This window comes from Variovorax paradoxus (genome assembly GCF_024734665.1).
GTDB lineage: Bacteria > Pseudomonadota > Gammaproteobacteria > Burkholderiales > Burkholderiaceae_C > Variovorax.
On record NZ_CP102931.1, the window covers coordinates 4,739,481 to 4,761,328 of the forward strand.

At 65.6% G+C, this 21,848-nt stretch carries 18 protein-coding genes; 10 read left to right on the top strand and 8 right to left on the bottom strand.

Annotation, left to right across the window (positions count from 1 at the left end; genetic code table 11):
• Window positions 1–36: 36 nt before the first annotated feature.
• The gene (locus NWF24_RS22435; protein ID WP_258350471.1) at window positions 37–1,428 is read left to right on the top strand and encodes a hypothetical protein; all 1,392 of its coding nucleotides are present in this window, start codon (window positions 37–39) and stop codon (window positions 1,426–1,428) included.
• A gap of 75 nt (window positions 1,429–1,503) precedes the next feature.
• On the opposite strand, the gene NWF24_RS22440 is transcribed toward NWF24_RS22435, so the two are convergent.
• The 5 genes from NWF24_RS22440 to NWF24_RS22460 all read right to left on the bottom strand — a co-directional run bounded on the left by NWF24_RS22440 (window position 1,504) and on the right by NWF24_RS22460 (window position 7,679).
• Entirely contained in the window at window positions 1,504–1,941 is a 438-nt protein-coding gene (locus tag NWF24_RS22440; RefSeq protein ID WP_258350472.1) for a CBS domain-containing protein, read from the bottom strand.
• A 48-nt stretch (window positions 1,942–1,989) separates the two neighbouring features.
• Window positions 1,990–3,045 carry a 2-oxoacid:ferredoxin oxidoreductase subunit beta gene (locus NWF24_RS22445; RefSeq protein ID WP_258350473.1) on the bottom strand — a complete coding sequence of 352 codons (1,056 nt, stop codon included), beginning with the start codon at window positions 3,043–3,045 and terminating at the stop codon, window positions 1,990–1,992.
• Window positions 3,042–4,892 carry a 2-oxoacid:acceptor oxidoreductase subunit alpha gene (locus NWF24_RS22450; RefSeq protein WP_258350474.1) on the bottom strand — a complete coding sequence of 617 codons (1,851 nt, stop codon included), beginning with the start codon at window positions 4,890–4,892 and terminating at the stop codon, window positions 3,042–3,044. Before NWF24_RS22450 ends, NWF24_RS22445 begins: the two co-directional genes overlap by 4 nt.
• On the bottom strand, window positions 4,889–6,694 hold the full coding sequence (locus NWF24_RS22455) for an FAD-dependent oxidoreductase (RefSeq protein WP_258350475.1): 1,806 nt from the start codon (window positions 6,692–6,694) through the stop codon (window positions 4,889–4,891). Before NWF24_RS22455 ends, NWF24_RS22450 begins: the two co-directional genes overlap by 4 nt.
• Before the next feature lie 106 nt (window positions 6,695–6,800).
• A complete protein-coding gene (locus NWF24_RS22460) occupies window positions 6,801–7,679 on the bottom strand; it encodes a LysR substrate-binding domain-containing protein (RefSeq protein ID WP_258350476.1) in 879 nt (292 codons plus the stop codon).
• A gap of 210 nt (window positions 7,680–7,889) precedes the next feature.
• On the opposite strand from NWF24_RS22460, the gene psrA reads away from it, so the two are divergent.
• The 5 genes from psrA to NWF24_RS22485 all read left to right on the top strand — a co-directional run bounded on the left by psrA (window position 7,890) and on the right by NWF24_RS22485 (window position 15,426).
• On the top strand, window positions 7,890–8,984 hold the full coding sequence (psrA, locus tag NWF24_RS22465; protein ID WP_258350478.1) for an iron-containing alcohol dehydrogenase PsrA: 1,095 nt from the start codon (window positions 7,890–7,892) through the stop codon (window positions 8,982–8,984).
• 104 nt (window positions 8,985–9,088) lie between these two features.
• The gene (locus NWF24_RS22470) at window positions 9,089–10,393 is read left to right on the top strand and encodes an MFS transporter (protein WP_258350480.1); all 1,305 of its coding nucleotides are present in this window, start codon (window positions 9,089–9,091) and stop codon (window positions 10,391–10,393) included.
• A 39-nt stretch (window positions 10,394–10,432) separates the two neighbouring features.
• The gene (gene phnA, locus NWF24_RS22475; RefSeq protein ID WP_097199662.1) at window positions 10,433–11,659 is read left to right on the top strand and encodes a phosphonoacetate hydrolase; all 1,227 of its coding nucleotides are present in this window, start codon (window positions 10,433–10,435) and stop codon (window positions 11,657–11,659) included.
• 27 nt (window positions 11,660–11,686) lie between these two features.
• The gene (gene phnY / locus NWF24_RS22480) at window positions 11,687–13,135 is read left to right on the top strand and encodes a phosphonoacetaldehyde dehydrogenase (RefSeq protein ID WP_258350481.1); all 1,449 of its coding nucleotides are present in this window, start codon (window positions 11,687–11,689) and stop codon (window positions 13,133–13,135) included.
• A gap of 221 nt (window positions 13,136–13,356) precedes the next feature.
• A complete protein-coding gene (locus NWF24_RS22485; protein ID WP_258350482.1) occupies window positions 13,357–15,426 on the top strand; it encodes a histidine-type phosphatase in 2,070 nt (689 codons plus the stop codon).
• Between the two features lie 26 nt (window positions 15,427–15,452).
• Here NWF24_RS22485 and NWF24_RS22490 read toward each other — a convergent pair whose 3' ends face one another.
• The gene (locus NWF24_RS22490; RefSeq protein WP_258350483.1) at window positions 15,453–16,478 is read right to left on the bottom strand and encodes a LysR family transcriptional regulator; all 1,026 of its coding nucleotides are present in this window, start codon (window positions 16,476–16,478) and stop codon (window positions 15,453–15,455) included.
• Window positions 16,479–16,559: 81 nt separating this feature from the next.
• On the opposite strand from NWF24_RS22490, the gene NWF24_RS22495 reads away from it, so the two are divergent.
• The 4 genes from NWF24_RS22495 (at window position 16,560) to NWF24_RS22510 (ending at window position 19,841) form a co-directional block, all read left to right on the top strand.
• Window positions 16,560–17,789, top strand: coding sequence for a pyridoxal phosphate-dependent aminotransferase (locus NWF24_RS22495; protein ID WP_258350484.1), 1,230 nt, complete (start codon window positions 16,560–16,562; stop codon window positions 17,787–17,789).
• A complete protein-coding gene (locus tag NWF24_RS22500; protein WP_258350485.1) occupies window positions 17,786–18,772 on the top strand; it encodes a Bug family tripartite tricarboxylate transporter substrate binding protein in 987 nt (328 codons plus the stop codon). Before NWF24_RS22495 ends, NWF24_RS22500 begins: the two co-directional genes overlap by 4 nt.
• A gap of 16 nt (window positions 18,773–18,788) precedes the next feature.
• Window positions 18,789–19,475, top strand: a complete 687-nt coding sequence (locus NWF24_RS22505; RefSeq protein ID WP_258350486.1) for an RraA family protein — start codon at window positions 18,789–18,791, stop codon at window positions 19,473–19,475.
• A gap of 147 nt (window positions 19,476–19,622) precedes the next feature.
• Window positions 19,623–19,841: a hypothetical protein gene (locus tag NWF24_RS22510; RefSeq protein ID WP_258350487.1), complete on the top strand. Its 219-nt coding sequence runs from the start codon at window positions 19,623–19,625 to the stop codon at window positions 19,839–19,841.
• Window positions 19,842–19,934: 93 nt separating this feature from the next.
• Here NWF24_RS22510 and NWF24_RS22515 read toward each other — a convergent pair whose 3' ends face one another.
• Window positions 19,935–20,693, bottom strand: coding sequence for an SGNH/GDSL hydrolase family protein (locus NWF24_RS22515; RefSeq protein WP_258350488.1), 759 nt, complete (start codon window positions 20,691–20,693; stop codon window positions 19,935–19,937).
• Window positions 20,694–20,814: 121 nt separating this feature from the next.
• Window positions 20,815–21,807 (bottom strand): SphA family protein, encoded by a 993-nt coding sequence (locus NWF24_RS22520; protein WP_258350489.1) that lies wholly within the window; start codon window positions 21,805–21,807, stop codon window positions 20,815–20,817.
• Window positions 21,808–21,848 lie beyond the last annotated feature (41 nt).

Genomic DNA, 21,848 nt, shown 5'->3' on the forward strand with positions numbered 1-21,848 from the left:
AAATGGGGAAACCCCCTTCTCCACGAAAGGTATCGCATGCCGTTCAAGAGCGCTGACGTCGAAGAGGTCCTGGTCCAGGGTGCCCACATGAGTGGAGACCGCAACTCCATCGCTACGGCCCTCAAGCTGAAGGCGAAGCTGGGGGTGCTGATCATCTACAGCCCGTCCTTGCGCGTCCAGGGACTGGAGCTGGAGAACTTCTACAAATCCATCGTAGATGCGAGCCGCGTGGCCTCTATTCAGATCATTCATTCGTCCGATCCGTCTCTCGCGGCGGGCGAAAAGTGCATGAAGGATGTCTACCGGCTGGTAAGCAGCAGGGATTTCAAGAATCTTCCCGGCTTCATGAAGACGATGATTCCATTCCCTATCCGCATGTGCTCCGCGACCTTCGGCACGGGCGTCATTGCGGATGCCTTCCAGAAAGATGCAGGGAGCACACGAAACAGTACGCGGGCCCTCTGGCGACTGGACAAGGTCCCGAAGAAAACGGGTCCCGGCGTCATCGACAAGCGCCCGGACGTCCGCAAGTTCCTGACGGATCGAGGCTTTCTCCAGAAACGCGCCTATGTCTTCCTGTTCGCGAAGGAGGGCCCGAGAAGGGCCGAGAAGGCGCATCACTTCACGTCGATCCTGACGTGGCGCATGCTCCATGAGGAGATCGGCCGCTCGTCTTCCGTCATTCCCGTGGCCGCAGGCGACTACATCGGCCTGCGTACGCTGCCCACCCTGGCAGAGTTCTGGAAAGACACCGACTGGACCCAGCTGTGGACCGATGTCACGGTCGATCCGCGCTCCGCGCAACTGGGCCTGTGGTGCCTGCTGGCCGAGGAATACACGGGCGTGTCGATCATCGGCATGCGCAGCGGGATGATCGAAGTCCCCGCGCTGCTCGGCATCCGCACGCTCTACCTCGAGGAAAAATTCAACCAGCAGGCGGAACGCATGGCCAAGTGGATCGGCAAGGTGCCCGGATTCGAGCGCCAGGTCGTGGACAAACCGGCCGGCATCAAGCAGCAGCTTTACTGGCGCAACGAGAGCGCAAAGCGCTACCAGCCAAGCGCCGTCTCCAGCCACGCCGCGAGCAACAGCGCACATCTGGCCGGCATGGTGCAGGGCTTCCGGCTGGGAAGGCCATTCAGGGGACAGACGAGGTTTACGCCCGCGCCCGTTCTGAACGAGCCTCAGCGCAAGCCGACAGAGGCACGCACGCGGCCCCAGCCGACCTTGCTGGCAAACACGCGCCTGCCCGCCCCGATAGATGCCGCGAACCTGCAACTCGCCAAGTCGGAGTTCGACAGGATCGTGACTTGGGCCAAGGCCACACCGGTGCCCACCGGCGCGACCACGAGCGTGCACGGTTCGGTCGCCAGAGTGGTCGAGGTCCAGGAGCCGCAAGAAGCGCCAAAGTCAGCCACAAATCTCTAGGAGCCAAGGTCTCGCGAGACCGCGCACCGGGTCCCTTTAGGCAGCGGCGGTCGCCGCGGGACCGAACGCCGTGCCTCAACCCAGCACGTCGTTCACCTGCTCGCGGAACTCGGTCAGGCTCACGGCCGCCCCAATCTCCCGCGGCAACGCATCGCGCACCGAGAACACGCCAAGAATCTTCGCCCCCGCCGCCAGCGGCAGGTGACGGAAGCCCCGTTCGAGCATGAGCACGACGGCGTCGGACACCAGCGTTTCGGGCGGCACGCAGATGGGGTTGGGCGTCATCACGTCGCGCACCGCCGTGCGATCAGGGTCCAGTCCCTTGGCAAGCACCCGGGTCATCAGGTCGCGCTCGGTCAGGATGCCCAGCAGCGTGTCGGGCAGGTCCATGATGAGCACGCTGCCGCAGTTGGCGCGCGTCATCACGCAAGCGGCGTCGCGCACGTTCGCCTGCGGACCCAGGCTGATCACATGCTTGCGCGAGATGGACTGGAAAACAGTGCGCTCGGTCATGATGCACCCTCCGGAAGTGGCGTCGTGGATGGTGCCGCCGACTGCGGCTCAGCGCAAGGAGGCGTTGAGCCGTTCCAGCGCCGTGGCGCCGGGGCAAAGCTGGTCAGGCCCCATCGCGTTGAGCGGCTGGTCGCTGGTGTTGAGCGCCGTGTGCAGGTCGGTGGCCAGCGGGTCGACGTAGAGCAGGCCGGTCACCACCTCGCCCATCTCGTGGTGCCGCTGCATGTAGGCCATGGCGGCGTAGCGGTCGCCAGGGTTGTAGTCGGGGTGCAGGCTGCGCAGGCGCAGCAGCGTGCCGTCATGCTGGCGTACGTCCATCACTTCGCCCGGTTCGATATCGACGGCAATTTCGTCCCGCCCGCTGATGAAGTCGATACGGCTCACCGCCTCGTTGTGCTCGCGCACGTAGTCGTAGCTCTTGGTGCTGCCGGGGTGGTTGTTGAAGGCAACGCAGGGGCTGATGACGTCGATGAAGGCGGAGCCGCCGTGGCTGATCGCCCCTTTTATCAGTGGCACAAGTTGCGCCTTGTTACCCGAAAAGCCCCGCCCCACGTAGCTGGCGCCCAACTGCAGCGCCATGGCCACCAGGTCCACGGGGCTGTCGGTATTGACGACGCCCTTCTTGCTTTTCGAGCCCTGGTCGGCGGTAGCCGAGAACTGGCCCTTGGTGAGGCCGTAGACCCCGTTGTTCTCCACGATGTAGGCCATGCGCACGCCGCGCCGCATGGCATGGGCGAACTGGCCCAGGCCGATGGACGCCGAGTCGCCGTCGCCCGAAACGCCCAGGTACAGCAGGTCGCGGTTGGCGAGGTTGGCGCCGGTCAGCACGCTGGGCATGCGGCCGTGCACGGTGTTGAAGCCGTGCGATGCGCCCAGGAAGTAGTCCGGCGTCTTCGAGCTGCAGCCGATGCCCGAGAGCTTGGCCACGCGATGCGGTTCGATGTCCAGCTCCCAGCAGGCCTCGATGATGGCGGCAGAGATCGAGTCGTGGCCGCAACCTGCGCACAGCGTGGAGATCTTTCCCTCGTAGTCGCGCCGCGTGTAGCCGACCTTGTTGGTGGCCAGCGTCGGATGCCGCAACCGGGGCTTGGCAAGGTAGGTCATGCAGGCTCTTTCGTGTCGGTGCTGCCGGAGGCTTGCGTCGTCTGTTGTTGCACATGCGCGCTGATCGACTGCACGATGAAGCGCGCGGTGATGGGCGTGCCGTCGAAATGCAGCACCCGTATCAACCGGGCCGGATCGGCGTCCAGCTCATTGACCAGCAGGCTGCGCATCTGTGCGTCGCGGTTCTGCTCAACCACGAACACCCGCTCGTGCTGCGCCAGGAACTGCACCACGCTGTCCGCAAAGGGAAAGGCGCGCAGCCGCAGTGCATCGAGATGGATGCCGCGTTCTTCCAGCGCCTGCAGCGCTTCGTGCATCGATGGGCTGGTGGAGCCGAAATAGATCACGCCCAGCTTGGTCTTTTCGGCGGCGGGCCGAAGCACCGGCTGCGGCACCAGCGTGGCCGCGGTTGCGAACTTCTTCAGCAGCCGCTCCATGTTGTAGATGTAGTCCGGCCCGCGCTCCGAGTAGCGGGCGTAGGCGTCGCGCGTCGTGCCGCGCGTGAAGTAGCTGCCCTTGGTCGGGTGCGTTCCGGGCAGCGTGCGCCAGGGAATGCCGTCGCCGTCCACGTCCTTGTAGCGGCCGAAGTCGCGGCCCGCCTCGAGCTCTTCGGCGCTCATGACCTTGCCGCGGTCGTAGGCCTTGCTGTCGTCCCAGGCAAAAGGCTCGCACAGGCGCTGATTCATGCCGATGTCCAGGTCGGTCATCAGGAACACCGGCGTCTGCAGCCGGTCGGCCAGGTCCAGCGCCGCGGCCGCATGCTCGAAGCACTCGTGCGGATCTTCGGGAAACAGCAGCACGTGCTTGGTGTCACCGTGCGATGCATACGCGCAGGAGAGGATGTCGGCCTGCTGCGTGCGCGTCGGCATGCCGGTGGAAGGGCCGCCGCGCTGCACGTTGATGAGCGTGACGGGAATCTCCGCAAAGTAGGCCAGCCCGATGAACTCGCTCATCAGCGAAATGCCCGGCCCCGAGGTCGCGGTGAAAGCGCGTGCGCCGTTCCACCCGGCGCCGACCACCACACCGATCGATGCAAGCTCGTCTTCCGCCTGCACGATGGCAAAGCGATGCTGGCCGGTGGCCGGGTCCACGCGGAATTTGGTGCAGTACTTCTGGAAGGCCTCGGCCACCGAAGACGACGGCGTGATCGGATACCAGGCCGCGACCGTGGCGCCGCCATACACGCAGCCCAGAGCGGCGGCGCTGTTGCCATCGACGAAGATGCGGTTGCCGACCCCGTCGGCGCGCCGCACCCGCAGCCCCAATGGCTCATGCAGATTCTCCCGCGCGAAGTCGCAGCCCAGGTGCAGCGCCTGCACGTTGGAGGCGAGCAGCTTTTCCTTGCCCTTGTACTGTTCGCCGAACAGCTTCTCGACCACCTCCGGCTCGATGCCGAGCAGGATGGCCAGGGCGCCCACGTAGACGATGTTCTTGAACAGCTGGCGCTGCCGCGGGTCTTGATAGACGGCGTTGCAGATTTCGGTGAGCGGCATGCCGATCACGCGAACGTCGCTGCGGAACTTCGATGGCGGCAGCGGCCGCGTGCTGTCGTAAAAGAGATAGCCGCCGGGCTCCAGCTCGGCCAGGTCAGCGTCCCAGGTCTGCGGATTCATCGCCACCATCATGTCGGTGCCGCCGCGCCGCCCGAGATGGCCCTGCTCCGTCACGCGCACCTCGTACCAGGTGGGCAGGCCCTGGATGTTGCTGGGGAAGATGTTGCGCGGGCTCACTGGCACGCCCATACGCAGGATCGCCTTGGCGAACAGCTCGTTGGCCGAGGCCGAACCCGAGCCGTTGACGTTGGCGAACTTGATGACGAAGTCGTTGACTGCCTCTATCTGCTTCATGCCGTCACCCCCGCCTCCGCCCCTGCAGGCGTCATCTTCAGCAAGAACTTCTGCATATCCCACGCGCCCGTGGGGCAGCGCTCGGCGCACAGGCCGCAGTGCAGGCAGACGTCTTCATCCTTGACCATCACGCGGCCCGTCTTGAGCCCGCCGGACACATACAGGTCTTGCGCCAGGTTCAGCGCCGGCGCCTTGAGCCGGGAGCGCAACTCGACTTCTTCGCCGTTGTCGATGAAGTTGATGCAGTCCATCGGGCAGATGTCCACGCAGGCATCGCATTCGATGCAGGCAGCTTCGGTGAACACGGTCTGCACGTCGCAGTTCAGGCAGCGCTCGGCCTCCTTGAAGGCGGTGGCGGCGTCGAAGCCCAGCTCCACCTCCACGCGGATGCTGGCCAGTGCCGTCTCTGCCTTGGCCCACGGCACCTTGTAGCGCAGGTCGTTGGAGGTGTCGTTGTCGTAGCTCCACTCGTGGATGCCCATCTTCTGCGACACCAGGTTGGTCATCGGCGCCGGGCGAACGTAGACCGGCTCGGCACGCAGCAGCTTGTCGATCGACACCGCAGCCTCGTGGCCATGGGCCACGGCCGTGATGATGTTCTTGGGGCCGAAGGCCGCATCGCCGCCGAAGAACACGTTGGGCACCGTCGACTGGAAGGTGTTCTCGTCCAGCTTCGGCAGGCCCGACTTGTCGAAGGCGATGCCGCAGTCTCGCTCGATCCACGGGAATGCGTTTTCCTGGCCCACCGCCACCAGCACTTCGTCGCATTCGAAATACGCGTCCGGCTCGCCGGTAGGCACCAGCGAGCGGCGGCCCTTGTCGTCGTACTCGGCACGGACGATCTCGAAGCGCATGCCCAAGAGCTTGCCTTCTTCGTGAACGAAGGCCTTGGGCACGTGGAAGTCGACGATCGGAATGCCTTCGTGCTGGGCGTCTTCCTTTTCCCAGGGCGAGGCCTTCATCTCAGCAAAGCCGCTGCGCACGATGACTTTCACGTCGGTGCCACCAAGGCGGCGGGCCGAGCGGCAGCAGTCCATGGCCGTGTTGCCACCGCCCAGCACGATCACGCGCTTGCCGATGCTGCTGACGTGGCCGAAAGAAACTGAGTTGAGCCAGTCGATGCCGATGTGGATGCTGGCCGCCGCTTCCTGCCGGCCAGGCACGTCCAGGTCGCGCCCGCGTGGTGCCCCGCAGCCGACGAAGATCGCGTCCCACTCCTGTGCCATCAGCGCCGTCATCGAGTCGATGCGCTCGCCGCTGCGGAACTCGACGCCCAGGTCGAGGATGTAGCCCGTCTCCTCGTCGATGACCGACTCCGGCAGGCGAAAGCGCGGTATCTGCGTGCGGATGAAGCCGCCGGCCTTGGCTTCGCCGTCGAACACCGTCACTTCGTAGCCGAGCGGCGCCAGGTCGCGTGCGACGGTGAGCGAGGCCGGCCCCGCACCGACGCAGGCAACGCGCTTGCCGTTCTTCGGCTCCAGCTTCGGCATGCGCGCGCGCACGTCGTCCTTCATGTCGGCCGCCACGCGCTTGAGCCGGCAGATGGCCACCGGTTCGGGCTCCCCTGTGTTGCCCTCTTCCACCCGCCCTCGCCTGCAGGCCGGCTCGCAGGGCCGGTCGCAGGTGCGACCCAGGATGCCGGGGAAGACGTTGGACACCCAGTTGATCATGTAGGCGTCGCTGTAGCGGCGCTGCGCGATCATGCGGATGTATTCAGGGACGGGGGTGTGCGCCGGGCAGGCGTACTGGCAATCGACGACCTTGTGGAAATAGGCCGGGTTGGCAATGTTCGTTCGCTGCAACGCGTGTCTCCTGGCTGTCGCCTGGAACCCCGGAGGGGCCGACGAGTGGCTTTTCCGCCAGTATGCGCCGCGCAGGCGAATGCGCAACCTTGGTGAAATCCCGCAGCTAGCCGGCCGACCCCTCCAGGGCAACGGCAAAGAGGGCATCGATCAGCGGCCGCTCCCTGCGGATGGAAAGGCAGCACAGCGAATAGCTGATCGACAGCTGCTCATCGTCGATCGCCACTGCCGCAAGGCCCGGCAGCGGAATGAACTCCACCTGCGTGACGAAGCCGACGCCCATTCCGTTGGCCACCGCGTGCAGGATGGCCTCGCGGCTGTTGATTTCCATGGCGCAGTTCAGGTTGACTTTCTGCTGCAGGCAGGCGCGCTCGACGCGATGGCGGGTCTTGGAACCGGGCTCGCGCAGGATGACCGTTTCGTGTTCGATGTCGCGGGTGGTGATCGATGCGCGCTTCGTCCACGCATGGCCCTCGGGCACCACCGCGACGATGCGCTCCGTGCGGTAGGGCGCGATGTGCAGGCCTTCGGCCGCCGCGGGTTCGGCGACGATGCCCACGTCGATGGAGAAGTCCTGCAGCCCCCGGAGGGTGGACTCCTCCGACCCGATCGACACCGTCAGGTCCAGCGACGGATGCGCCTCCTTGAAGTTGCGCGCCAGCTCCAGCGCAATGGGCGGCGACACCGCACCGACGCGCACCAGCCCCACCTTGAGCTTGCGCGCGCTCTCCAGGAAGAGCATCGCCTCCTCCTCCTGCCCGAACAGGCCCTGCGTGATGGCATAGAGCCTCTCGCCGGCCGCGGTGAGCCGCACGCCGCGCCCGCTGCGCAGGAACAGTTCCACGTTGAAGCGGGCTTCAAGGGCCTTGACCTGGTCGGTCACCGTCGGCTGCCCGATGTGCAGGTATTGCGCCGCCGAGGTGAAGCCGCCCGTCTTCGCCACGGCATGGAAGCATCTGATCGATTTGTAGTACTGGTGGAACATGCATTCGGGCCCCGGCGAAGCCGGCGGCTCCTTCAGGAAGAAAGCCTCTCACAAGCACGCCCGGGCGCGAATGAGCGCTTTCCCGGTCGCGATGCCCGCACAGGCGATCCATCGATTTTCGACCATGCGGACACCGGAAATGCGATTGGACGCGATAGCGGGCCGCTTCGACACTGGCCGCCATACGAGACAACCGAAGCGAAAGACCCGATGCCCCACGCGTACCACAACCCCGTTTCCATCCACTGCGGCCGAGGCAGTCTGGAGCGGTTGCCCACGATCCTCGCCGGCCGCCGCGTCGTCGTCGTCACCTTTCCCGAAGCCCGCGAGCTCGGACTGGTCGCCCGCCTCCGCGAGCTTCTGAAAGACTCGCTGCTCGGCGTGATCGACGACGTGCGCCCCAATCCCGACGTGGCGCACTTGAGCGCCCTCTACAACCGCTTCTGGCAATCGCCCGAAGCATGCGACGCCATCGTCGCCGTGGGCGGCGGCAGCGCCATCGACACGGCCAAGGCACTGATGGTGGGCACGGCAAGCGGCCAGTTCGACGAGCTCGTCGGCCTGTTGGCAACCGGCAAGCCCTTTGCCCCCACCAGCGTCAAGCCGCTGATCGCGGTGCCGACGACGGCGGGCACCGGCAGCGAAGTGACGCCCTGGGCCACGATCTGGGATGCCGCCCGGCAGAAGAAGTACTCGCTGCACCTGGAGGCCACATGGCCTGAAGCCGCCATCGTCGATCCCGAGCTGATGCTCTCGGTGCCGGCGGGCACCACCGTGTCGACGGGGCTCGATGCGCTTTCCCACGCGCTGGAATCGGTGTGGAACGTGAACGCAAACCCCATCTCCGACACCTTCGCCATCTCCGCCGTGCAGGACATCTTCGAGTGCCTGCCGGCGCTGCGGGCCGATCTCGGCAACATCGAACTGCGCGAGCGCATGGCGCTGGCCGCGCTCAAGGCCGGCCTTGCGTTCTCCAACACGAAGACGGCCCTGGCCCATTCGATCTCGTACGAGATGACGCTGCGCTACGGCCTGGCGCACGGGATCGCCTGCTCGTTCACCCTGCCGATCGTTCTTGAAAAGGCATGGGCCCGCTCTCCCGATCGGGACCGCACGCTGCAGCGCCTGTTCGGGCCCGACCTGACCATTGGCTCCCGGCGCTTGCGCGACTTTCTCCAGGGACTCGGCGTGAAGACCGAGTTCGCGGACTACGGCGTGGCGGACAGCGAAGCCGCGGCCATGATCGCGCGCGCCATGGATGGAGCGCGCGGCAAGAACTTCATAGGGGCGGTGTCCGCCCAGTAGTCGGTCAGTCGGTCAGTCGGTTGAATCTGTAGAGCATCGAAAAAAATGCCGGCATTCGAGCCGGTCCCACGGACCCACGTCCGTCAAGAACAGGAGACAAAGACATGCAATTGGCAAATCAAGGCCTGCAGGCCGGGGCGTACGCGCCGCCTCTCGAACATTCATTCCGGCGCGCGCAGTGGCGAATGCTGCTGGCAGCGATGTTCTGCTACCTCTTCTTCTATACCGGCCGGCAGACCTTCGGCTTCGCCATCCCGGGGCTGCAGAAGGAATTCGGATTGTCGAAGGAGGTCCTGGGTTGGGCCTCGGCCAGCCTGCTGTGGTGCTACGCCATCGGCCAGGCGATCAACGGCAACCTCGCCGACAAGTTCGGCGGCCGGCGCGTGATGACTGCGGGCGCCATCCTGTCCTGCGCGGCCAACTGGGTGGTGAGCTTCGCCGTCGGGTTCAAGACGCTCGCGATTCCATGGGGCGTCAACGGCTACTTCCAGGCGCTCGGCTGGGCGCCGGGCAGCCGCCTGCTGTCGAACTGGTGGGGCACCGGGGAGCGCGGCAAGGTCTTCGGCTTCTACACCTTCGCTGCCGGATGCGCGTCGGTCCTGTCGTTCGTCACGTCCATCGTGGTGGTCAACGTACTGCACCTGGACTGGCGCTGGATCTTCAGGCTGCCCGTGCTGCTGATGCTGGTGGGCGGCATCGCGTTCTACCTGATCGCCCGGGAGCGCCCCGAAGACCTCGGCTTCAAGTCGCCCGACACCGGCATCGCCAACGAGGAAGACGCAAAGGCCGCCGCCCAGCACACGTCCGAAGAAAGCTCGTGGACGCGCTACAAGGCCGTGCTCTGCAACCCGAAGCTGCTCGTCGCGGCACTCGCCATCGGCTTCCAGAATGCCGCGCGCTACGGGCTGATCGTCTGGGTGCCGGTGCACTTTCTCGGCAAGGACTGGAGCAAGATGGCCGACGGCATGATCGATCCCGCATGGATCTCGGTCGCACTGCCGGTGGGCATGGCCTTCGGCGCACTCACCAACGGCTGGATCTCCGACCGCGTCTTCGGCTCGAAGCGCTACAAGGCCATCGTGCTGTACATGCTGCTGGGCGCGGCAGCCTCGGTCGGCATGTACCTGCTGCCCACGAGCATCGGCGGCCTGGCACTTCTGTTCCTCGCAGGCTTCTTCGTCTACGGCCCCGCCTCTTCGTTCTGGGCGCTGTGCCCCGACCTCGTGGGCGCCAAGCGCTCGGGCACCGCCACCGGCGTCATGAACTTCTTCTCGTACCTGCTGGCGGGCCTCGGCGAACCGCTGATCGGCCGGCTGCTGGATCACTCGGGCAACACCTCGATGGTCTTTCCGATCGTGGCCGCCAGCTGCCTCATCAGCGCCTTCATCGCGGTCTTCATCCGTCGCTGAAACAGCCCTTTTCTCTTCACCTCCAAGGAACCCCCTCTCATGAAACCCGACTCGCTGGAAGTCAATGCCCGCAGCTACCGCTGGATGAGCCGCCCCGTCGTGGTGGTGTGCGTCGACGGCTGCGAGCCTGCGTATCTCGATGCCGCCATCGCAGCCGGCGTAGCCCCGTACATCGAGCGCATGCGCAAGACCGGAGCCGACCTGCTGGCCGACTGCGTGGTGCCCTCCTTCACCAACCCGAACAACCTGTCCATCGTCACCGGCGCACCACCGGCCGTGCACGGCATCTGCGGCAACTACTTCTTCGACCGCGAACTCGGCCAGGAAGTCATGATGAACGACCCCAAGTACCTGCGCGCAGGCACCGTGCTCGCAGCCTTCGCCGACGCAGGCGCCTCGCTCGCGGTGGTCACCGCCAAGGACAAGCTGCGCAAGCTGCTGGGCCACCGCATGAAGGGCATCTGCTTTTCCTCCGAGAAGGCCGACCAGGCCACCATCGAGGAGAACGGCATCGACGGCGTGGTCGAGATGGTCGGCATGCCCGTGCCCTCGGTGTACAGCGCAGAGCTGTCGGAGTTCGTCTTCGCCGCAGGCGTGAAGCTCATGGAATCGCGCCGCCCCGACCTGATGTACCTGTCGACCACCGACTACGTGCAGCACAAGGCCGCCCCCGGCAGCCCCGCGGCCAACGCCTTCTACGCCATGATGGACGGCTACCTCGCGCAGCTCGATGCGCTGGGCGCCACCATCGTGCTCACGGCCGACCACGGCATGAACGACAAGCACGACGCGGACGGCGCCCCCAAGGTCATCTACCTGCAGGACGTGCTCGATGATTGGTACGGCAAGGATCAGGCACGCGTGATCCTGCCGATCACCGACCCGTACGTGGTGCACCACGGCGCGCTGGGCTCCTTTGCCACGGTGTACGCCCCCGACGAGGCCCGCGTGCCGGGCTGGATCGAGCGCATCCAGCGCCTGCCGGGCATGGAGCTGGTGCTCTCGCGCAAGGACGCGGCCGCGCGCTTCGAGCTGCCGCCGGACCGCATCGGCGACATCGTGGTGGTCAGCGAGCAGAGCACGGTCATCGGCACCTCGGCCAGCCGGCATGACCTGTCGGCGCTGGAAGTGCCGCTGCGCTCGCACGGCGGGGTGTCGGAGCAGCGGGTGCCGCTGATCTGCAACCGGCCCGTCACCGGTATCGCTGCCAGCCGCCGGCTGCGCAACTTCGATGCGCTGGACCTTGCGCTGAACCACGCCCAATAACGACAACGACTTCCGGAGCACTCCCCCATGAGCCAAGCCATCCTGAAGCCAGGCACCGTCCACCGCGAGGCCCTGCGCATTGCCGGCGAGCGGATTCACCGCGACCGCACGATCGACGTCACCTACCCCTATACCGGCGAAGTGATCGCCACCGTGCCCAAGGCCACGCTCGAAGATGTTCGGGTGGCCTACAAGATCGCACGCGACTACAAGCCCACCCTCACGCGCTACGAGCGCTACAAGATCCTGATGCGCGCGGGCGAGATCATCGCCTCGCGCCTGGACGAGATCTCGCGCGTGATCACGATGGAGTCGGGCCTGTGCCGCAAGGACTCGCTGTACGAGGTGGGCCGCGCCTCCGACGTGCTGCTGTTCGCGGCCAACCAGGCGCTGGTGGACGACGGCCAGGTGTTCTCCTGCGACCTCACGCACCACGGCAAGAGCCGCAAGGTCTATACGCTGCGCGAGCCGCTGCAGGGCGTGGTCACGGCCATTACGCCGTTCAACCACCCGCTGAACCAGGTGATCCACAAGGTGGCGCCGTCCATTGCCACCAACAACCGCATGGTGCTCAAGCCCAGCGAGAAGACGCCGCTCACCGCCTTCATCCTGGCCGACATCCTGTACGAGGCGGGCCTGCCGCCGCCGATGCTGTCGGTGATCACGGGAGACCCGAGGGAGATTGCCGACGAGATGCTCACCAGCGCCGACGTGGACCTGGTCACCTTCACGGGGGGCGTGGCCATCGGCAAGTACATCGCGGGCAAGGCGGTGTACAAGCGCCAGATCCTGGAGCTGGGGGGCAATGATCCGATCATCGTGATGGAAGATGCGGACGTCGAGGAGGCGGCCACGCTGGCGGCCAGCGGCTCGTACAAGAACTCGGGCCAGCGCTGCACGGCGATCAAGCGCATGCTGGTGCACGAGGCGGTGGCGGACCGGTTCGTGGAGCTGCTGCTGGCCAAGACGAAGGCCCTGAAGTACGGCGACCCGATGGACCCGGCCACGGACATGGGCACGGTGATCGACGAGGCGGCGGCGATCCAGTTCGAGGCGGTGGTCAACGAGGCGATCAAGGCGGGTGCGAAGCTGTTGTACGGCAATGTGCGTAGCGGCGCGCTGTATTCGCCGACGGTGCTCGACCATGTGGACCCCGGGATGACGGTGGCCAAGCACGAGACCTTCGGGCCGGTCTCGCCGGTGATCCGCTTCAAGACGATCGAAGACGCGATCCGCATCTCCAACGGCACGGCCTACGGGCTGTCTTCTGCGGTGTGCACGAACCGCATGGACTACATCACGCGCTTCATCCGCGAGCTGAACGTGGGCAGCGTCAATGTGCGCGAGGTGCCGGGCTACCGCCTGGAGCTCACGCCCTTCGGCGGCATCAAGGACTCGGGCCTGGGGTACAAGGAAGGCGTGCTCGAGGCCATGAAGAGCTTTACCAATACCAAGACTTATTCGTTGCCGTGGTAGTCGCAGCATCTGACAGGGACCTGACCACCTTCTCCCGCGCTCCACCAGTCACCCTCATGTCACGCACGCACTGAAAGCTCCACCCCTTTCGCTCGTCCGTGACTCTCATGCAGCCTACTTCCCCACTTCGCCGCGCCCTGGCCCTCGTGCCGGTCTCTTGCCTCAGTCTCTCCGCGCTCCTGCTGGGTGCATGCGGTGGAGACAGCGGCTCTTCTTTCTCATTGCCCCCAGGCACCGGGACTTCGACAACGCCGACCAACCCGGGCAACACGACGACCACCAGCGGGGTGGTTGTCGGCAGCTACTTCGTCAACGCCAAGGTCTGCCTGGATCTCAACTCCAACGGCCGCTGCGATGCGGGTGAGCCGTCCACCCGATCGGACAAGCAGGGCGGCTTCACGCTTGCCGGCTCGGGCGCGGGCATCGTGGCAGAGATCGGCACCGATGCCACCGAGCTCGATCCATCCATCCCCTCTTCCAGGCCGGTGACTTCAGCGCTCGTGCTGCGTGCGCCGAAGGAAGCGCCGGGCGTTGTCGACTTCGAATCGACCGCGGTGGTCGCGGAGATGGAAGCCAACGGGCTCGACTTCAAGACCGCTGCGGGCAAGGTGGCGATCTCTGTCGGCGTGGTCGCGTCGAAGCTACTCGGCGACATCAACACCGAGACCGACCCTGTTGCCAAGGCCGCGCTCAAGGCCGCGTCCGACGAGGGCCTGCAGCGCATCCGCGATGCGCTCGCATCGGCCGCGAACACTGACGACGTCAAGGCGGTGGTAACGGCCGCTGCCCTGACGGACCGCTACTACCAGACCAAGGCGCCGTACCGCCCGCAGCAGGATGTCAGCACCTACGAGGCGGCGCCTGCGGGCTTCTCGCCGGTCTACACCGAGGTGGTTGCGCGCCACGGTTCGCGCGGGCTCTCGGGCCTCAAGTACGACCTTGCGGTCTACAACATGTGGAAGAAGGCGCAGGACGACGGCGCCCTCACGCCGCTGGGCGAGAAGCTCGGGCCCGACGTGCTGAAGATCATGAAGGCCAACTTCCTGCTCGGCTATGGCGTGGCCGGCATCAGCACGCCCGGCTACGGCAACGAGACGCAGGTCGGCATCAACGAGCACACGCAGCTCGCGGCAAGGCTGGTTCAGCGCCTGCCGGCCTACTGGAAGCAGATCGGCGACAACGCCGGCTCCGCCCCGCGCCAGATCGTGACGGTGACCTCCGGCGTCGATCGCGCGGTCGACAGCGGCAACTTCTTCGTGCAGTCGCTCAAGGCGACTCAGCCTGCGCTGGCACCGCTGCTGACCTATCCGCCGGCACCCGCACCCTACCCCGATAACGGCACTGCAGTGAGCCAGCCTGTGGGCACCAACCGCTTCCTGCTGTACTTCCACAAGCTCGTGAAGGCGACCGACCTGGTGACGAACACCACCGATCCGCTCTATACGACGTACCAGGCCAGCCTGGCCTACCAGAACTACAAGAGCAACGATGCCGACCTGCTCGCCAAGCAGAGCGGCCTGACGGTCACGCCCGAGGCCGCGGCTGCCGGCCGCCTGCTGCTGGAGCGCCTGTTCGCCAAGAGCTTTGTCGACAAGATCGCCAACGGCACGTACAGCTTTTCCAACAGCGGCAGCTTCAGCTACACGAGCGACGACGGCAAGTTCGCGCCCAGCCTGAGCGGCGACGGCAAGACGTCGATCAAGTCGCCCGGCGACGCGGGCGCCCTGCTGTACGAGCTGTATGTGATCGCACCCGCGATGCGCGGCGAGGCCGGCGTCGATTTCACTGCCTACATGCCGGCAGCGCAGGCGAAGTTCTTCGCCGCGCTCAACGACGGCTCCGACTTCTACGACAAGGGCCCCGGCATGACGGAGAAGGGCGATATCACTTCGCGCATGTCGCAGATCCTGGTCGACGACATGTTCAACGAGGTCGATGCGATCGCCAGGGGCGACCGCTCGCACGCGGCCAAGCTGCGCTTCACGCACGCCGAAATCATGATGCCCTTCGCGGTGCGCATGGGCCTGAAGGGCGTGGACCAGAGCGTGCCCAAGGCCTCCAGCTTCAGCTACGACAGCAACACGTGGCGCGGCGAATACGTCTCGCCGATGGCGGCCAACATGCAGTGGGACGTGTTCGCCGACGGCGGCGGAAAGCTGCTCGTGCGCATGCTCTACAACGAGAAGGAAACCGACTTCAAGGCGGCCTGCGACACCGCGAAGGCAGCGGGCACGGCGCACTACTACGACTACACGGGCCTGAAGGCCTGCTACGGGCACGTGGCCCAGTAGTCCAGTAGCCCCGCATCTCCCCGCATCTATTTCCTGGTCTTCCTGGCGGGTGTCTTCACGCCCTGGCGCAGCGAGCGCTGCCTCAGCGTCGCACCCGAGCCCCGTGGTGGGCGCGCCGGGGCCACGTCGTGCTGGCTCGCCCGCAAGGTGAAATCGCAGGTCTTCACGGCCAGCTCGACGATGCGCGCCAGCGCGGGGCTGGAGTTGTCGCGCCGGTAGACCGCGCTGTAGACCAGCGGCGGCGGCATGGGGTCGCTCTTCACCACGCGCAGCAGGCCACTCTTGATGTCCGGGCGCACATAGTCGAGCGCCTGCTGGCTGATGCCGAAGCCGCTGATCGTCAGTTCGCGCAAGACGGTCGTGCTGTTCGTCAGCATGACCTTGCCGAAGCGGAAGCCGTGCTCCGCGCGCCAGGCTTCGTAGAACCTGTTCTTCGAGGCGCCGGCGGGCTGCTCGATCACGGGGTAGTCGGCAAACTCGTGCGGCTTCAGTGCCCGCGCGGGAATGTCGAGCCGCGGGCTTGCGATCCAGGCCTGGTCGACTTGCCCCACCTTGATCGATTCGAAAGCCTGTCCCCAGAAGATGCCGGGCATGATGGTCAGGTCGAGCTTGTTGGCTTCGAGGCGCTCGAAGAGCGTGAGCCCCGCGTCCACCACGGGCTCCAGCGTTACCTGAGGGTGCAGCTTCTGCAGCAGCTGGATCAGGCGCGTGAGCCAGGTCATCGCGATCAGCTCCGTCACGCCCACCCGGAAGGTGCCGCGCAGCGTCTTGTCGAGGCTGATGTCGTGCTCGATGCGCTGCCAGAGCCGTTGCGCTTCTTCCGCGAGCGGCAGCAGTTCCCGGCCGGCCTGGGCCAGCTCCAGGCCGTGGGAGGTGCGATGCAGCAGGGGGCCGCCGAGCGATTCCTCCAGTTCCGCCAAGCGCTTGGAGATGGCCGACTGCGTGGTGTGCAGCTTCACCGCCGCGGCACTGAAGCTCTGGAGCTTGGCGCTGAAGAGGAAGGCCTCCAGCTGCTTGAAAGTGAAGTTCATGCCATCGGAATGTACGCCCATGGCTCTGCAGGAAAAAAAGGAATACCGCGCTCCTCCGATTTCTCGTTTGTCCCGCAGCAGCCGGACTTTGATACTGCGTGCATGCTTCACATCGCACCACGCCTGAATCGAATCAAACCATCTCCCAGTTCCATGGCCGGCCAGAGGGCGCGCGAGCTGCGCGCGATGGGCCGGGACATCCTCGGCCTGACCGCGGGCGAGCCCGACTTCGAGACACCCGGGCACATCAAGGAAGCGGCAATCCGAGCAATGGCCGACGGCCAGACCCGCTACACGGACGTGGGCGGCACGCCGGTGCTGAAGGAAGCCATTGCCGGCAAGTTCCTGAACGAGAACGGGCTGGCCTACACACCGGGCGAGATCATCGTGGGCACCGGCGCCAAGCAGGTGATCTTCAACGCGCTCATGTGCACGGTCGCAGCGGGTGACGAGGTCATCGTGCCGGCCCCCTACTGGGTGTCTTACCCGGACATCGCCCTGCTGGCCGGTGGCGTTCCGGTTTTCGTCGACTGTCCGGCGGCATCGGGCTTCAAGCTGCAGCCTGCCGATCTCGAACGCGCCATCACCGGCAAGACGCGCTGGCTGATGCTGAACTCGCCGAACAACCCGAGCGGGGCGACCTACACGCGTGCCGAGCTCCAGGCACTGGCCGAGGTGCTCCGTCGCCACCCCCAGGTCTGGGTGCTGACCGACGACATCTACGAGCACCTGATCTATGGCGACGTCGAGTTCGCCACCATGGCCCAGATAGCGCCCGACCTCAAGGACCGCACGCTGACGGTGAACGGTGTTTCCAAGGCCTACGCGATGACGGGCTGGCGCATCGGCTATGGCGCGGGGCCTTCTGCGCTGGTCAAGGCGATGGTCAAGCTCCAGTCGCAGAGCACCTCCGGGCCGAACTCGATCGCACAGGCTGCGGCCGTCGCCGCGCTCACAGGGCCGCAGGACACCATTGCCTCGAACCAGCGCGAATACGAGAAGCGGCGCGACATGGTGGTTGCCTCGCTCAATGCCATCGACGGCATCCATTGCGCAGCGCCCGACGGTGCGTTCTACATCTTCGCGTCATGCAGCGCGCTGTTCGGTCTTCGCACGCGCACGGGCGTTGCAATCGAAAGCAGCGACGACTGGGTAATGCACCTGCTCGATTCGCAGGACCTGGCGGCGCTGCAAGGCAGTGCCTACGGCGTGCCGACACATTTCCGCATTTCGTTCGCCGCCAGCACAGAGCAGCTGCTGGAAGGTTGCCGCCGCATTGCGCGAGCGCGCGACGAACTCACGGGCCAAGCCATCAACCAGGAACTGCAATGAAACTCCAACCTCTTCTGAAGCTGCTGCCGGCCCTTGCCGCGGGCACCGTCTGGCTTGGCGCCACCCATGCGTGGGCTGCAGATGCCTTTCCCTCGAAACCGGTGAAGATCCTCGTGGGGTTTTCGCCCGGCGGCTCCAACGACGTCGTGGCACGCCTGATCGCGCCGAAGCTGGCGGAAGGGCTCGGGCAGCAGGTTCTGGTCGAGAACCGTCCCGGCGCCGGCGGCAACATCGCGGCATCGGCCATGCTCGGCGCGCCCGCGGACGGGCACACGCTGCTGATGTGCACCACGGGAACGCTGTCGATCCAGCCGTACATCCTGAAGAGCATGCCCTTCGATCCCGAGAAGGACATCGCACCGGTCACGCAAGTCGTCAACGCGCCCTACATGCTGCTGGTCAATTCGACCCTGCCGGTGAAGAGCGTCAAGGAGCTCGTTGCATACGCCAAGCAGAAGCCCGGCGAGATCAACTTCGCTTCCTCGGGCACGGGCACCGGCGGGCATCTTGCGGGCGAGATGCTGAAGAGCCGAGCGGGCATCGACATCGTTCACGTGGCCTACAAAGGCACTGGCCAGGCCATGACGGACCTCATTGCAGGCCAGGTCTCGATGATCTTCGACCAGCCCGTCAGCTCGATGCAGTACGCACGCGCGGGCAAGCTCCGCGCGCTGGCTGTGGCCAGCCCGCGCCGGCTGGCGGCCTTCCCCGACATTCCGACCGTGACGGAAGCCGGCGTTCCCGACTTCGATCCCGTGACCTGGGCAGGCATCTGCGCAGCGAAGAACACGCCCCCGGCCGTCGTCGAACGCATACAGCGCGAAGTTGCCAAGGTGCTGGCGATGCCCGAGATCTCCAAGCGGCTCGCCGCCGACGGCCTGGAGCCTGTAGGGAGCACCCCCGAGCAGTTCCGCACCTTCCTGGCTGCCGACAAGCGCAAGTGGGGCCGCGTGGTGAAAGACGCCGACGTCAAGGCTGAATGAGAGAACGAGACAGACCATGAACCAGCTACCTGACATCGTGCGCAACTTCGAGCGCGTTCCCTCCGATCTGGTCCGGCGGGCTGCGGCGTTCCAGCCTGCCATCCTTGCCGACGTGGCGGGCCGCCGGGGCGCCCTGCACGGCCGCATCCAGGCCTTGCGCCACCGGATGAAGCTCGTCGGCAATGCGCTCACGGTCGAAGTGCGGCCGGGCGACAACCTGATGATCCACGCCGCCATTGCGCTGGCAAAGCCCGGCGACGTGCTGGTGATCGACGGCAAGGGCGACCAGAGCGCCGCCCTGATGGGCACGATCATGATGAACGCCTGCAGACAGGTCGGTATCGCCGGCGTGGTGATCGACGGCGCGGTGCGCGACAGCGTCGAGATCGACGAAATGGACTTTCCCGTCTTCTCGGTCGGCACCAATCCCAACGGCCCGACGAAGCTGGCCTCGGGGCGCATCGGGCATCCGGTGTCCGTGGGCGGCGTGGCCGTGCGTGCAGGCGACCTGGTCGTGGCCGATGCGGACGGCGTGGTGGTGGTCGAGCGGGAAAGAGTCGAGGCGCTTCTTCAGGCCGCAAAGCAGAAGGTCGAGGACGAAGCCGCGCGCATCGAGGCCATCAAGAAGGGCGATACGGCGGCCAAGTGGCTGGACTCCGCCTTGCGCAAGGCGGGCGTGCTCAAGGAAAACGAGACGCTGTAGGAGCCATTCGACCGAAGGCATCTATGCCGGGAGGGCGATTCGCGCAGGCGGAATTCAGGCGCTCATAATGTCCGCCGGCCACGCCAGAGGCCGCCTTCCCCTTCTTGCAGATCCGAGCTTTCTTTCTGGCGTTCACGGGACGACACCATGAGCTCATTGCACATGTTTCTACCGGTATGCGAACCAGCACGCAGCGAGGCGCTGGCGCAGTTGATAAGGACACACCACGTGCCCCGCCACCTCGTCAAAGGCATCGCGATCAGACACCGCAGTGCATGCGGGCCGGCCGCTCCGGTCGACGCACCGCAGCAACAAAGCCTGCAGCAGGCGCAGGAATCCCAGGCACCTGCTGCTGCGCCGGAGTAGCCGCATCGTATTAGCCGCCCGGGCGCCAATGGTCAAAGAAACCTGAGTACTCCCCGTCCCGGGCAAGGAGGCCCGTCTCGCAAGGGCGCTCCCTCAAGCACATTCGGGGGCAAGGTTGTCCAGCACTTTGATCAAGCGCTCAACGAGTCGAGTTGAATAGGCTTGGGACGGATGAAGAATGTCCGCCATCTCGCCGCGACGCATCGGCACGCTGCCCCAGTCGGCGAACGGCACCGCGAGATCCGCTGTCACGCGTCGCACCGTCGCGTCGCCTCGTGCGCGCACGTCGGCGCCGGCAAGCGTCTGCGACAAGCCCGTCAAGACCACATCGCGGCCCTCTGCCCTGGCCGTCGAGACCATGGAACGCAAGGCCGACTCCAGCGGCAAGTTCTGCATGGCGTCATTGAGCCCGTGCTCGATGACCACGATGCGGCCCGAGCGTGCCTCGTTCGCGAAAGCCGCCGATCGCGCGCTGGCTGTTTCTCCGTTCACGGAGCGGTCTACCACATGGTATCGAGGACGCATCCGACGGATTGCGGCCGCCGGAGCCTCATCGAGCCGCTTGTCGCCCAGGTAACCGCCATGAAGGATGGAGTCGCCGTAGAGCTCGACGCTGCAGGCAGCGTTCGTCTTCGCGGCAGCAGCGACGGAAGCGTCCGCGAGGCCCGGATGGAGATCTCCATGCCGATCACCCGAGCGGCTTGCAAGCGAAGTCACGGGCCCCTTGGCGTGATCCTCCGAAGGCGCCACGTGGGATTGCGAGCAGGCGGTGGCCAGCGCCGTGCCCAGGACGATGGCAATCGTTCTGGACCGGGTGGATCGCCACGATGGAATACGAGTGAAATCAGGCACCCCTTCAGGCTAGGGGGCAATGAAGGAGGAAATGTGGAGCCCTTGTGCGGCGGCGAACGGCGGCGATCGGCGGCAGGATGGCAAGGTCCAGTTCAGTGCCTCCGTGCCGCCTGGAAGACGCCTAGAACTTGATCGCGAGCCTTACCTGCGCCGTGAGAGGTGCGCTGGTGCGGCCCCGAACCATCGTCTCGTGATATGCGTTGATCCACAGCGCGGTATCGCGGTCGATGCGCCACATCATCCCCGGTCCGATGCCCAGCACGCGCTCCTTGGAATTTGGCAGCGTCGTTCCGTTCGCCTTGCTGTCCGAGACCTGCTGGAAGTAGTAGCCATTGATGCCAAGGCTGAATGAGGGCGTGATCGCATAGGACGCCGCAAAATTCAGCCACGCTGCCTGCCCTGCTTGCGTGCTCGCCAGCGGAGCACCGTTGAACGACTGCTGCGGGTTGCTTGAGGCGGGCTTGTTGTTCCTGAAGTTGTAGAGGTAGTAGAGCCTCCAGCTGACTTCCCAACGCTCTGCCGGGAACAAGGTCGCTGCCCAGTAAGGATTGATGGACGCGAAGCCCGCGCCTTGATTGATGTCCGTTCGCTGGTCGTACTTGCCTGTGGGCAAGATTGCATCCAGCGAGAAGCGCTGCACGAAGAGCGGTCGGCCATCCGATGCGAGCACTGGATCCGCCTGCATGAAGGCGCCCACGGTGATGTCGCCCAGACCGGTTCCACCGTTCGTCAATGACTGCCCTGGACCAAAGCTGCTGTTCAGGGCAACGGTCGGCAGGATCGCGGTGAAACCCGGCCGCCAGCCGGCGAAGCTCGTGTCAGACAAATAGGCGATCTGGTTTGCCCAGACATAGCTGGTGATCTTCGGATTGCTGAAGGCCGGCACGCTCTTGCCATTGTTGTCTTTGATGGCGTTGGCAGAGGAGTACCTCAACCAGCTCAGCCAGGTCCAGCCAGGCGACCCCGTGAAGCCGTCGTAGAAGCTGGTCGCTCCAAGGTTGAGTCCTGCCGGCTGGCTCACGCTGGGCGTCTGCGCCGCGACGCCTGTAGTCACCGCCAATGACACAGCCGCCGCGAGCAGGGAGCCGCGAGACTGCACACACTTCTTCACCATCGCTCATCTCCTCCGAGACTTGGTCTCTCGATTGTTCGAAG